Source organism: Shewanella sp. KJ2020 (genome assembly GCF_024197625.1).
Lineage (GTDB): Bacteria > Pseudomonadota > Gammaproteobacteria > Enterobacterales > Shewanellaceae > Shewanella.
This window is the reverse complement of sequence record NZ_JAKUKD010000027.1, coordinates 1-13,706: the sequence shown is the minus strand read 5'-3', so window position 1 is coordinate 13,706 and position 13,706 is coordinate 1. Positions and strand designations below refer to the sequence as shown.

General features: G+C 48.4%; 8 protein-coding genes, 1 tRNA gene and 2 rRNA genes. 3 read left to right on the top strand and 8 right to left on the bottom strand.

The annotated features are described in order from the left end of the window. Window positions 1–7: 7 nt before the first annotated feature. From MJO46_RS14175 to argC, 4 genes are read right to left on the bottom strand one after another with little or no spacing between them, the layout of a single operon-like run. Window positions 8–1,246: an argininosuccinate synthase gene (locus MJO46_RS14175; protein WP_253989861.1), complete on the bottom strand. Its 1,239-nt coding sequence runs from the start codon at window positions 1,244–1,246 to the stop codon at window positions 8–10. Between the two features lie 60 nt (window positions 1,247–1,306). Then, window positions 1,307–2,212 (bottom strand): ornithine carbamoyltransferase, encoded by a 906-nt coding sequence (locus MJO46_RS14170; protein ID WP_253989860.1) that lies wholly within the window; start codon window positions 2,210–2,212, stop codon window positions 1,307–1,309. 12 nt (window positions 2,213–2,224) lie between these two features. Beyond that, window positions 2,225–3,007: an acetylglutamate kinase gene (gene argB, locus MJO46_RS14165; protein WP_007644494.1), complete on the bottom strand. Its 783-nt coding sequence runs from the start codon at window positions 3,005–3,007 to the stop codon at window positions 2,225–2,227. A 31-nt stretch (window positions 3,008–3,038) separates the two neighbouring features. Continuing rightward, window positions 3,039–4,019 (bottom strand): N-acetyl-gamma-glutamyl-phosphate reductase, encoded by a 981-nt coding sequence (gene argC, locus MJO46_RS14160; protein WP_253989859.1) that lies wholly within the window; start codon window positions 4,017–4,019, stop codon window positions 3,039–3,041. A gap of 620 nt (window positions 4,020–4,639) precedes the next feature. On the opposite strand from argC, the gene ppc reads away from it, so the two are divergent. After that, the gene (gene ppc / locus MJO46_RS14155; protein WP_253989858.1) at window positions 4,640–7,309 is read left to right on the top strand and encodes a phosphoenolpyruvate carboxylase; all 2,670 of its coding nucleotides are present in this window, start codon (window positions 4,640–4,642) and stop codon (window positions 7,307–7,309) included. Continuing rightward, on the top strand, window positions 7,309–7,854 hold the full coding sequence (locus MJO46_RS14150) for a DUF1439 domain-containing protein (protein WP_253989857.1): 546 nt from the start codon (window positions 7,309–7,311) through the stop codon (window positions 7,852–7,854). Before ppc ends, MJO46_RS14150 begins: the two co-directional genes overlap by 1 nt. An 87-nt stretch (window positions 7,855–7,941) precedes the next feature. Here MJO46_RS14150 and MJO46_RS14145 read toward each other — a convergent pair whose 3' ends face one another. Next, a complete protein-coding gene (locus MJO46_RS14145) occupies window positions 7,942–9,216 on the bottom strand; it encodes a CinA family nicotinamide mononucleotide deamidase-related protein (protein ID WP_253989938.1) in 1,275 nt (424 codons plus the stop codon). A gap of 215 nt (window positions 9,217–9,431) precedes the next feature. On the opposite strand from MJO46_RS14145, the gene MJO46_RS14140 reads away from it, so the two are divergent. Then, window positions 9,432–9,929 (top strand): type VI secretion system tube protein Hcp, encoded by a 498-nt coding sequence (locus tag MJO46_RS14140; protein ID WP_253989856.1) that lies wholly within the window; start codon window positions 9,432–9,434, stop codon window positions 9,927–9,929. A 129-nt stretch (window positions 9,930–10,058) separates the two neighbouring features. On the opposite strand, the gene rrf is transcribed toward MJO46_RS14140, so the two are convergent. The 3 genes from rrf to MJO46_RS14125 form a co-directional block, all read right to left on the bottom strand. Further along, window positions 10,059–10,174: ribosomal RNA gene (rrf, locus tag MJO46_RS14135) — 5S ribosomal RNA — on the bottom strand. 192 nt (window positions 10,175–10,366) lie between these two features. Further along, window positions 10,367–13,260: ribosomal RNA gene (locus MJO46_RS14130) — 23S ribosomal RNA — on the bottom strand. A 323-nt stretch (window positions 13,261–13,583) separates the two neighbouring features. Beyond that, a tRNA-Ala gene (locus tag MJO46_RS14125) sits at window positions 13,584–13,659 on the bottom strand. Between the last annotated feature and the right edge of the window lie 47 nt (window positions 13,660–13,706).

The following is a 13,706-nucleotide window of genomic DNA, read 5'->3' as shown; positions in this document are numbered from 1 at the left end:
CTGCCTATTACTTAGACTTTACATCATTAGCGTTAAGTGCGCGGATGCGGCTCGCCAATGAGTACAAGCGGATAAAGCCTTCGGCATGTTTTTGATCGTACACTTGATCTTCACCGAAAGTGGCAAATGCTTCAGAGTACAAGCTGTTAGGTGAACGCTTCTTCACCGCAGTCGCTTGGCCTTTGTAGAGCTTAACAACCACTTCACCATTAACTGATTCAGCCAGTGATTCAGATGCCGCCAGCAGTGACTTACACAGTGGCGTGAACCAACGGCCGTCATACACTAGATGCGCCATTTGTGCCCCCACCTGCTCACGCCAATTACGGCTGGTCTTGTCGAGTACCAGCTCTTCAATCGCACGCAGTGCCGCGAACATTACAGTGCCGCCCGGTGTTTCGTAGCAACCACGGGACTTCATACCCACTAAGCGGTTTTCGGTGATGTCGATACGACCCACACCGTGTGGCGCAGCAATGGCGTTTAATGTCATCAGCACACCGTAAGGTGTTAATGCCTCACCATTCACTTTAGTCACACGGCCATTTTCGACTTCCAGTGACACATATTCAGGCTTGTTCGGTGCATCTTCAGGATCGGCAGTCAGCGTCCATACACCTTTGCTTGGCTCGTTCCATGGATCTTCTAACTCACCACCTTCATGGGAAATATGGAAAGCGTTGGCATCACGGCTATAGATTTTAGTCGCTGACGCTGACGTCTTGATATTGCGCTCGGCGAGATAGGCCAGCAGATCTTCACGGCTCTGCATGGTCCACTCACGCCACGGTGCAATCACTTTTAAATCAGGGGCTAAGGCGGCAAAGCAACCTTCGAAACGCACTTGGTCGTTCCCTTTGCCGGTACAACCGTGGCAAAGGGCATCGGCGCCGACTTTACGGGCCACTTCAACCTGCGCTTTAGCAATGATAGGACGCGCCATTGACGTACCGAGTAAATACGTGCCTTCGTAAATCGCACCGCTTGCAATCGTTGGGTAGATATAGTCTTTAACGAATTCTTCTTTTAGATCGACGATATGGCACTCAGAAGCACCCGAAGCTAAGGCTTTTTCTGTCAAGCCAACCAGCTCCTCTTCGCCTTGGCCGACATCGGCACAGAATGCTATGATTTCGCAGTTATCGTAGTTTTCTTTTAACCAAGGAATAATGGCCGAGGTATCTAGACCACCCGAATAGGCTAAAACCACTTTTTTCACGCCAGTATTTTTTATCTCGATAGACATCTTAAATTCCTATGACTCGTTTCTCACCTAGGAGAAAACAGGCTGCTAAACAGGGTTAATTTAACTAAATAAGGTTACCAGTACCGCATTTTGGGCATGCATCCGATTTTCGGCTTGTTGCAGAATTAAGGAGCCTGCACCGTCCATCACTTCATCTGTTACTTCTACACCACGGTGGGCGGGCAAACAATGCATAAAGAAGTTAGCGCCCGCTTTCGCCATCAAGGCTTTGTTGACTTGGTATGGCGCAAACTTCGCTTTGATATCTGACAGCGGCGTTGGGTCGCCCATGGAAATCCAAGTATCAGTATAGATAGCATCGTGGCCTTCAATCGCATCTATATCTGAGGTCAGTACAATCTTACCGCCATATCGGCTAGCGAGCTCTTGCACTTCGGCCACAACGTAGCCATCAGGAAAGTGACCCGCAGGGCAGATCACTGTCATGGTGGCACCGAGAATAGCCGCGCAGTACATCAGCGAGTGAGTGACATTATTACCATCACCCACATAAGCTAATTTGGCTTTGCTGACATCCTCAAACTGCTCGGCGAGTGTTAAAAAATCGGCTAAAGCTTGGCAAGGATGATACAAATCCGACAGCGCATTGATCACAGGCACAGTGCCAAACTCGGCTAATTGTTCGATAGTATTGTGCGAATAGGTTCTCGCCACAATCGCATCGGCCCAACAGGACAGGTTAGCAGCAAAGTCAGCAACCGATTCCCGTTTACCTAGCTCACCGTTTTGCTGATCTAGGTATAAACAGTGGCCACCGAGCTTATTAATACCGATATCGAAGCTAACACGAGTACGCAGAGATGGTTTTTCAAATAACATCACCACACTCTTGCCATCCAGCGCATGGCGATACTCTGCCGGATTGGCTTTGATCGTCTTTGCCAAGGCAATCAGATCCTGTAACTGCTGCTGGGTTAAGTCTTTTATCGATAGTAAATGCTTCATAACCTACTCCGTTTATGGTTGGATTTGTGTGCCCACGGCTTCACCTTTTGCTAATGCGATTAATTGGCTTGCATCACGCCACGAGGCAACTTGCACCGCCTGCCCCATCCACTGCGCGACTTCGAGCGCAGCTTCAACTTTGACCTTCATTCCTTTTTCGATCACACCTTGTTTAACAAGGTCTGCTATCTGCTTGCCATTTAAACTATGGATGAGCTGGCCTTTACCATCGAGCACCCCAGACACATCCGACAGCAGCACTAACTTGCCACCCACTAATTTGGCTAAGGCCGTCGCCGCTTGGTCTGCATTGACGTTCAGCATTTGGCCATCGTCCATCATGGCGATGGAGCTACAAATCGGCATCCAACCTTGCTCGAGGATAAACTTAAGATAAGTGCCATCCTTTGGCGTGACTTCGCCCACTAGGCCTAAACGTTCATCTTTAATCTTTGCCGATACAGTATTGCCATCGGCAAGGCTCATGCCCACACTCACAATCCCAGCCTTAGTCGCTGCACCTTGAAGAATTTTGTTCGAAGTGCCCGCAAGTGCACCGGCAATAATCGGCATTTGCTCAGGCGGAGTCACCCGTAAACCTTCTAACTTGACGGTTTCCATGCCGTTAGCCGCTAACTGTTCATCCACCAAACAGCCGCCGCCATGAACCATTAACACTTGCTGACCATTGGCTAACATAGCCGCGGCCGTATCCATTAACCGCGCCATCCCCATTTCGCATTGCAGCAGCGCGCCGCCCACTTTAAGCACTAATACTGAGTTGTTTGTAGACATCTTGACGACTCTCTTAAATAAGGATGAACAATTAAAGGTTAAAATGAATCTTTATGCATTGCAGCGCTTGGCTGGCGGCACCTTTCATCAAGTTATCGATGGCACTGGCAACCACTAAGTAACCGCTATTCTCATCAAACTTCCAACCTAAGTGGCAGTTCGGTGTCAGCACTACATCGTCCACTTTCGGGAACTGATTGTGCTTCACGGTCACCAATGGCGCCTTGTCATACACGCTATAGGCCGCGGCAACATCGGCAGTCGTTGTGCCTAGCTTTAGCTGCACGGTAATGGTAGCTAAAATGCCACGCTTAAAGTTGCCAAGGTGCGGGGTAAATATCACTTCTTGGCCAAGTTGAGTGGCGATCTCGGGTTGATGTCTGTGGCCTAATACACCGTAGGGTGTCAGGCTCACTTCACAAAAACTGGTGTGTAACTGCGCCTTACGGCCCGCACCTGTTACGCCGCTCACGGCATTGATCACCGGATAAGCCGATGTCAGTAAACTCGCTAGCGGTTTTAACGCTGTCAATGATGCGGTTGGGTAACAACCTGGCACGGCAATCATCTTAGTCGCCGCAATTTCTTTCGCATTCCATTCGGCAAGGCCATACACGGCTTTAGCTAAAACCTCAGGATATTCATGCTCAAAGCCATACCACTTAGGATATTGCGCCACATCGCTGAAACGATAGGCACCGCTTAAATCGAATACTGCTAACCCTTGACTATAAAACCAAGCGGCTAAATGTAAGCTTACTGAATGCTCAGTCGCTAATACCACGGCATCGGCTTCGGCAACGATTTTTGCCTTAGCCTCATCGGTTAAGGGTGAGAGAGATAAAGAAATATGACTATAAACCGGATACAAATCCGCTAAAGGTTTGCCTTTATCTAAACTGTTTTCAGAAACATACAAGCCCTGAATCGTCAATCCTGCTTCGGCATGGATTAAAGCGGTGAGCTGTGCGCCTGTGTAACCACTGGCACCAATAATGGCGATGTTTTTCATATGTATTTTTATAAACCGAATAAAAGAAACTTAAAGAATAGATGAATAGTGTACACGCAACAGCGTATCTCTATGATGACAAGACTATCGTCGCAGGAAATGGTAATGGGTTGTTATTGTATTCACTGTCAGGTTAATGCTTTGCATCATGATATTCGCTCTACAGGTCACAGAGGGTGACTCATCTCAACTGCAGGCTAGACTACCACAAAGATCTACTTATGCAATATATGTGAATATATATTTTTAATTTATTTTTGTATTTATTCCTTAAATACGGATCTCGACCGCCTACCACCCATTCAGCTAACTCGTTAATAAGTCAGTTATCCAGAGCTAATTTGCGCCAAAATCAGTCCTTTTTATTAACAGCTAAGATACATGCTTGCAAAGCACAAAATGATGCACTTCATATTCACTCGCGCTAATCATCACAAAATATTGCGTGACTTCGCATATCTATTGAATATTCTTCAACGATCATTGCGATTAGTTGCATATCAGATAAGCCAGTCGTATAAGTTATATGTTCCGCTGTTGACCATAGCCCCAAGTGATAGGTATTGTGCTAGCGGACTATATACAAAGCGGATTTTTATGTTTTTCTATTCGGAGTAACTATGGTGGTAACCAAGGCAGACAATGTGACGGATATGTATGCGTCATTAAGATCGAACGTGAGTATGTTAGGACAAATCCTTGGCGATACGATGCGCACCCACCTCGGCGATTCTTTTCTTGAGAAGGTTGAGCAAATCCGTAAGCTGGCAAAAGACTCACGCCGTGGTGACGAAGCGGCTAGGGAGCAAATGCTAGAGCTGCTAACGGCCCTGCCAGACGAAGAGTTAGTCCCGTTTGCGAAAGCTTTCAACCAATTCCTCAACCTCGCCAACTTATCCGAGCAATTCCATACTATTAGCCGTAACTGTGATGAGCTGGTTTGTGTTCCCGATCCCGTGGAGCAATTGCTTGGTCGTATGCTCAATGGCCGCATAGATCAAACTAAGATGTTGGATTGCTTAAAAACATTAGATATAGATCTGGTGCTCACCGCCCATCCAACAGAAATATCCCGTCGCACCCTGATCCAAAAATACGCTGCCATTGTCGACTGCCTTGCCGAGCAAGAAAACGACCAACTGTCGGATAGAGAACGTCAGCAAATCAATCTGCGTCTACGCCAATTAATCGCCCAGATTTGGCACACGAATGAGATCCGCCGCGAACGCCCCACCCCAGTGGATGAAGCCCGCTGGGGATTATCCACCATTGAAGAATCTCTCTGGCATGCGGTGCCTGACTTCCTAAGACAGCTTAATGACCAAGTTCAGCAACGCACGGGCCAACAATTGCCGATTGATATCGCACCAGTGCGTTTTTCTAGCTGGATGGGCGGCGATCGTGACGGCAACCCCTTTGTGACCGCTAAAGTCACCCAAGAAGTGCTCGATCGCAACCGCCATGCGGCGGCAAGATTATTCTTAAAAGACATAGTCCTGCTGGTCGGCGAGCTGTCGATGGAAGAGGCCAATGATGAATTAAAGGCTTATACCAATAACAGCTGTGAACCCTATCGTTTTGTGCTGCGTTCATTAAGACAAAAGCTGCGCGATACCATAGATTACTTAAACGCTCGCATCGAAGGCCACAACCCTGAAGTCGATAAGTCGAGCTTAATTTGGCAAGAAAGCGATCTCAAAGCGCCATTAGAAATGCTTTATAAGAGTTTAACCGACTGCGGTATGCGCTTAATCGCCAACGGTTTATTACTCGATATTCTCCGTCGTCTCGCCTGTTTTGGCATTCATATGCTCAGACTCGACATTCGCCAAGATGCTGGCCGCCACTGCGATGTGCTCGCCGAGTTAACCCGTTACCTTGGCATGGGTGATTTCAATCATTGGGATGAAACCGAGAAGCAAGCCTTCCTATTACGCGAACTCAGCAACCGTCGGCCATTGATCCCCAGCAACTGGCAACCCTCTGCCGATGTGGCAGAAGTGCTTAGTACCTGCCGTTTGATTGCTAAACATCCGGCTAAAGCGCTTGGATCCTATGTGATTTCGATGGCGAGCAAACCCTCAGATGTATTAACTGTGTTACTGTTACTCAAAGAGACAGGTTGCTCACACCCCATGCGCGTGGTGCCACTGTTTGAAACCTTGAGTGACTTAAATAACGCCGCCGAGTGTATTACCGCATTACTCGATATCGACTGGTATCGTGGCTATACCAAGGGCATGCAAGAGGTGATGATTGGTTACTCTGACTCAGCCAAAGATGCCGGTGTTATGGCGGCCGCTTGGGCACAGTATCGGGCGCAGGAGCAGTTAGTCACAGTTTGTAAGCAAGCAGGCGTCAAACTCACCTTATTCCATGGCCGTGGTGGCAGTATTGGTCGCGGAGGCGGTCCAGCACACAAGGCAATCCTCTCGCAACCACCAGGTTCGGTCGATGGCCGCATTCGTGTCACCGAGCAGGGCGAAATGATCCGCTTCAAGTTTGGCCTGCCCAAACTCGCGGTTCAAAGCCTCGCCCTTTATACCTCGGCGGTATTAGAGGCCACTTTATTACCTCCACCGGAGCCGAAGCAAGAATGGCGCAACTGCATGGAACGTATCGCGCAGGAGTCAGTCAGTGCTTACCGGGGCATTGTTCGCGAAGAGCCTGATTTTGTAGCCTATTTCCGCGCGGCAACGCCTGAGGTTGAACTGGGTAAACTACCACTTGGCAGTCGCCCTGCCAAACGGCGTGTCGATGGTGGCATCGAAAGTCTACGAGCCATTCCGTGGATCTTTGCTTGGTCGCAAAACCGCTTGATGTTACCGGCATGGCTCGGCGCAGGAGAAGCCTTACAAGCCGCCTGCGAGCGTGATGAAATGGGTTTACTGCAGGATATGGAGCGGGAATGGCCCTTCTTCAGCACTCGAATTTCCATGCTGGAAATGGTCTATGCTAAGGCTGAGCCTAATTTGGCTCGCTACTACGAAACCTGCTTGGTACCGAAAGACTTACACCATTTAGGTGAAACCCTGCGCCAACGCTTAGATCTCGGCATTAAAGTCGTGCTCGAACTGACAAAATCGGATAGTTTAATGGCGCATACACCGTGGAATCGCGAGTCAGTCAAACTACGCAATCCCTATATCGATCCATTAAACTTCTTACAGACCGAGCTATTAGCGCGGACACGTAAGGAAACCACAGAAACACCCGCCTCCGAACATGTACAGTTAGCGCTAATGCTGACCATTGCCGGTGTGGCAGCGGGGATGAGAAACACAGGTTAATGAACAAAATCACCCGCACAATCTGCTTAGGGATCACTGTACTGCTTGGCGGCTGCGTCACCCAGTACAGTATCTGCGAGCGCGAAATGGAGCAGTACCTCAGTAAAGAAATTCACTTTGAGGTTAAGCAAGGCAATCAATTCGTTGGCGCAGAAGTGCGCATTAACGACATCAGTGTTAGGCTAGGGGAAAAACCTGACACTATGAGTGTGAGTGCCGCAACCCAAGTATCGATTAAGAATCCGATCTTTCCATTGAGTGCAAAACTCACTACGACTTTCGAGGCTAAACCTTGGTATGACAGCGCAACCCACAGTGTCTATCTGCGCCAGCTCGAATTAGTCAAAGTGGAGTCAACACCAAAGGATATCGAAAAAGCCATTAGCAGCGCCACGCCGCAGGTGATGGGCTACTTGAGACTATTCTTAGAGAACCAGCCTGTGTATGTGCTTGATACAAAAGATAGCAATCAAGCCTTAATGGCAAAAATGACCGAGAGTATTCAAGTTGCCCCTGGCAAATTAGTGCTTAAGTTCACTAAATAACGGCTCGTTTTATCGATAATCTTCCATAAAAATGCTCCCTCGGGAGCATTTTTTACCAATTTTAACCTAGAGATACCCACAAATCCCTTACTTGCTAAATCGCCCAATCGATTGATAATCGACAATGACGGCTTCAGCTAACAGCTCACGTCTTAACATATCGTAGGCCACTGCTGCGCTTAAACTGCGCACGAGATCCCGCGAACGTCTCGGTAGTTTAATCATCTGACTATAAACGCCATTACGGGTCGCTAATGCAATGGCAACTGTACCCACTGGCTTATCTTCTGTGCCACCATCGGGCCCTGCAATACCACTGGTTGCCAGCGCATAATCACTGTCCAATATTCGCCTTGCACCCTTAGCCATTTCTTCCACAGTCGCAATTGAGACTGCGCCGTGATCATCTAAGGTAGAAGGATTAACACCGAGTACGCGAACTTTAGATTCATTACTGTAAGTTACTAATCCGTGCTGTAAGTAAGATGAACTGCCGGGAAAGTCGACCAATTGACTGGTAATCAAACCACCAGTGCACGACTCGGCAACGCTTAAGGTCAAGCCTGAGTTGAGTAGCTTATAATGAATTTCTTCGGCAAGTGTGGCTTTATCTTCTGCGACGACCGCAGTACCCAGCACCATTTTGATGTGCCCAGCAACGCGAGGTAATACCGCTATCGCCTTCTCGCCACGGGCAAAAATCTTAATCTCAATATGCGGCATAGAAGAGCGATAACCGATTGTAATTCCCTCGGGTAACTCAAGTGGCTCTAACTTATCCGCTAACGCCGATTCACCATGGCCTATAGTCAATAGCTTCTTTAAAGCAACCTTTCCATCCAGATTAAACTCTTCGCGGATAAAAGGCACAAACTGTTCTGTAACCATGTGCTTAAGCTCAAAAGGCACACCAGGGGTAAAGAATAACCAGGCACGGTTAAGCTTAACTCTAAAACCACAGGCGGTTCCCACTGGGTTATCGACCATCACCGCAGAGGCAGGTAGCATGGCCTGCTTGAGATTACTTAAGGGCATTACACGATTATTGCGAGTAAACCAGTCCTCCAAACGCTCACGCCACTCGGCATTCTCAACCAATGACTCGCCCTTCGCCTTCGCCATGGCTAAAGCCGACATATCATCACTCGTCGGCCCTAGACCACCATTAACTAAAATCACATCGGCATGTAAGCTACGCTCTTGGAATACCGCGATCAGATCCTCCAAGCGATCGCCCACTGTGACTCGACGTTGGATTTCAATGCCATGCTCCATCATAGTACTAGCAAACCAAGCGGCGTTGGTATCAACAATCTGCCCCGCCAACACCTCTTCCCCAGTACAAATCATCTCTAATTTCATCATCTTCCCTTGAGTAAACATCACAAGTTTTGCCATAAGGTAGGTAACCACGCGCCGAATAGCAACTACAAACAATGAAATTAACTGCTGCGGATCAGTATTCACTGAGCACAAATCAACCCAGCTACAGGGCAATTTTGCGCTACTCATAGCAAACACCGACTAAACTGATAGTTCAATGTTGTACTCACAAGCTCACGACAAGGTGAATGACTATGTTCAAAAGATGGATTTTACTCAGTGTATTGAGCATTTGCTCGCTCAATACCCAAGCCGCAGTCGACATGTTTTTAAAAATTGATGGAGTAGATGGGGAAAGCCAAGACAGCCAACACCGTGGAGAAATTGACATACTCGCATGGTCATGGGGCGCAAGTAGCGACTCACGCAAAGTTTGTATTCAAGATATCAGCCTAACAAAATACGTAGACAGTGCATCACCTGAACTCCTGATGAATCAAGTCACCCATATTAAATATCCCAAAGCTACACTCGTAGTGCGTAAAGCGGGAAGAGAACAAAGCGAATACATTAATATCGAACTGACAAATGTATGGGTCTCGAGTCTTTCTACGGGTGGTTCAGGAGGAGAAGATCGCTTAACAGAAAACATTGCACTGAACTTTGAGGAGCTAAAGTACAGCTATACGCCAGAGAGCCCAACAGCGGCGGCCGTGTCGGCAACAATATCCAGCAGCAACCCATGCAAGTAGCATCACACAGTAATGGTGTTTATGATTACAGTTTCACATCGCTACAGATTGTCTAAGGTTAACCAAGCCTTATATTACAAAAACAAAAAGCCCTCGCGATGAGGCTAGGGCTTTTGTGTTTATTTGGATGCTTGGCGATGACCTACTCTCACATGGGGAGACCCCACACTACCATCGGCGCGATTGCGTTTCACTTCTGAGTTCGGGATGGGATCAGGTGGGACCACAATGCTATTGTCACCAAGCAAATTCGGTTTTAAACAAGACTCGAGAGCTCACTGCGTGCTGCTAGATTCTAGGAACTAAAATCTGCTCTTATCTTATTTAATAATTCGGAAAGCTGACTGTCTTATTGAGTTAAGACTTACTTTGAGTTCACACTTCATTAAGTGTTTATATTCTGTCTAAGTTCGCTTAGCAAAACCCATCTGGGTTGTATGGTTAAGCCTCTCGAGTCATTAGTACATGTTAGCTCAACGCCTCACAACGCTTACACACCATGCCTATCAACGTCCTAGTCTCGAACGGCTCTTTAGAGGTCTTATAGACCTAGGGATGACTCATCTTGGGGCTCGCTTCCCGCTTAGATGCTTTCAGCGGTTATCGATTCCGAACGTAGCTACCGGGCAATGCCATTGGCATGACAACCCGAACACCAGCGGTTCGTTCACTCCGGTCCTCTCGTACTAGGAGCAACTCCCCTCAATCATCCAACGCCCACGGCAGATAGGGACCGAACTGTCTCACGACGTTCTGAACCCAGCTCGCGTACCACTTTAAATGGCGAACAGCCATACCCTTGGGACCGACTTCAGCCCCAGGATGTGATGAGCCGACATCGAGGTGCCAAACACCGCCGTCGATATGAACTCTTGGGCGGTATCAGCCTGTTATCCCCGGAGTACCTTTTATCCGTTGAGCGATGGCCCTTCCATTCAGAACCACCGGATCACTATGACCTACTTTCGTACCTGCTCGACGTGTCTGTCTCGCAGTTAAGCTGGCTTATGCCATTGCACTAACCGTACGATGTCCGACCGTACTTAGCCAACCTTCGTGCTCCTCCGTTACTCTTTGGGAGGAGACCGCCCCAGTCAAACTACCCACCAGGCACTGTCCCGAACCCCGATTAGGGGCCTCGGTTAGAACATCAAAACTACAAGGGTGGTATTTCAAGGACGACTCCATCAGAACTAGCGTTCCAACTTCATAGTCTCCCACCTATCCTACACATGTAGGTTCAATGTTCAGTGCCAAGCTATAGTAAAGGTTCACGGGGTCTTTCCGTCTAGCCGCGGGTATACGGCATCTTCACCGCAATTTCAACTTCACTGAGTCTCGGCTGGAGACAGCGTGGCCATCATTACGCCATTCGTGCAGGTCGGAACTTACCCGACAAGGAATTTCGCTACCTTAGGACCGTTATAGTTACGGCCGCCGTTTACCGGGGCTTCGATCATGAGCTTCTCTTGCGATAACCCAATCAATTAACCTTCCGGCACCGGGCAGGCGTCACACCGTATACTTCCTCTTGCGAGTTTGCACAGTGCTGTGTTTTTGATAAACAGTTGCAGCCACCTGGTATCTGCGACTCCCGTCAGCTTAGAGAGCAAGTCTCATCACCAACAAGAGCGTACCTTCTCCCGAAGTTACGGTACCATTTTGCCTAGTTCCTTCAGCCGAGTTCTCTCAAGCGCCTTGGTATTCTCTACCCGACCACCTGTGTCGGTTTGGGGTACGATTCCCGCTAACCTGAAGCTTAGAAGATTTTCCTGGAAGCATGGCATCAACTACTTCAGTCCCGTAGGACCTCGTCATCAGCTCTCGGCCTTTAGATTTCCCGGATTTGCCTAAGAAATCAGCCTACCACCTTAAACGCGGACTACCAACGCCGCGCTAGCCTAGCCTTCTCCGTCTCTCCATCGCAGTTAGCGGAAGTACAGAAATATTAATCTGTTTCCCATCGATTACGCCTTTCGGCCTCACCTTAGGGGTCGACTCACCCTGCCCCGATTAACGTTGGACAGGAACCCTTGGTCTTTCGGCGAGGGGGTTTTTCACCCCCTTTATCGTTACTCATGTCAGCATTCGCACTTCTGATACCTCCAGCGTGGGTTACCCCTTCACCTTCATCGGCTTACAGAACGCTCCTCTACCGCGCAACCCTAATGGGCTGCACCCGTAGCTTCGGTGGTATGTTTAGCCCCGTTACATCTTCCGCGCAGGCCGACTCGACTAGTGAGCTATTACGCTTTCTTTAAATGATGGCTGCTTCTAAGCCAACATCCTAGCTGTCTAAGCCTTCCCACATCGTTTCCCACTTAACATACACTTTGGGACCTTAGCTGACGGTCTGGGTTGTTTCCCTTTTGACGACGGACGTTAGCACCCGCCGTCTGTCTCCCGAGTAGTACTCATTGGTATTCGGAGTTTGCAAAGGGTTGGTAAGTCGGGATGACCCCCTAGCCTTAACAGTGCTCTACCCCCAATGGTATTCGCTCGAGGCGCTACCTAAATAGCTTTCGAGGAGAACCAGATATCTCCCGGTTTGATTGGCCTTTCACCCCCAGCCACAAGTCATCCGCTAATTTTTCAACATTAGTCGGTTCGGTCCTCCAGTTGATGTTACTCAACCTTCAACCTGCCCATGGCTAGATCACCGGGTTTCGGGTCTACACCTTGCAACTCAACGCGCAGTTAACACTCGGTTTCCCTACGGCTCCGCTATTCGCTTAACCTTGCTACAAAATGTAAGTCGCTGACCCATTATACAAAAGGTACGCAGTCACGGTCTCAAGAACCGCTCCCACTGCTTGTACGTATACGGTTTCAGGTTCTATTTCACTCCCCTCACAGGGGTTCTTTTCGCCTTTCCCTCACGGTACTGGTTCACTATCGGTCAGTCAGGAGTATTTAGCCTTGGAGGATGGTCCCCCCATATTCAAACAGGATGTCACGTGTCCCGCCTTACTCGTTTTCATCAATGGTTAGTTTTCGTGTACGGGGCTATCACCCTGTGCCGCTGCGCTTCCCAACGCATTCCACTAACACCCCACTGACTTAAGGGCTAATCCCCGTTCGCTCGCCGCTACTAGGGGAATCTCGGTTGATTTCTTTTCCTAAGGGTACTTAGATGTTTCAGTTCCCCTCGTTCGCCTCGCAACACTATGTATTCATGTTGCGATGACCGCTTATGCGGCCGGGTTCCCCCATTCGGACATCGTTAGCTCAAATGCTTGTTACTAGCTCGCCAACGCTTTTCGCAAGTTACTACGTCCTTCATCGCCTCTGACTGCCAAGGCATCCACCGTATACGCTTAGTCGCTTAACCATACAACCCAAATGAGTTTCACTCATCTGTGCCGCATTGCGACCAGCTGGTTTTACTTGTCTCATCTTCGACCAAGAAGATGGACTCGCCTTAGACTTGAATATTCAAGACACTTAATAAAGTGTTTGAGAACTCAATGTTCAATGCTCTCGCATTAAACCTTTTTCGTATCAACACAACGACAGACATCATTGTGTTTAATACTATCAGCTTTCCAAATTGTTAAAGAGCGGGCTTAAAAAAGCCAAAGATAATTTTTCAGTTTATCTTTGGCATCTCTATCCATAATGCATGTCACTTGTTAACTTAAAACAAGCAGTAAATGGTGGAGCTATGCGGGATCGAACCGCAGACCTCCTGCGTGCAAGGCAGGCGCTCTCCCAGCTGAGCTATAGCCCCATTTACATGCAGTGCGAGTAAGTAAGATGTTCCAAACCTCTAAAAGG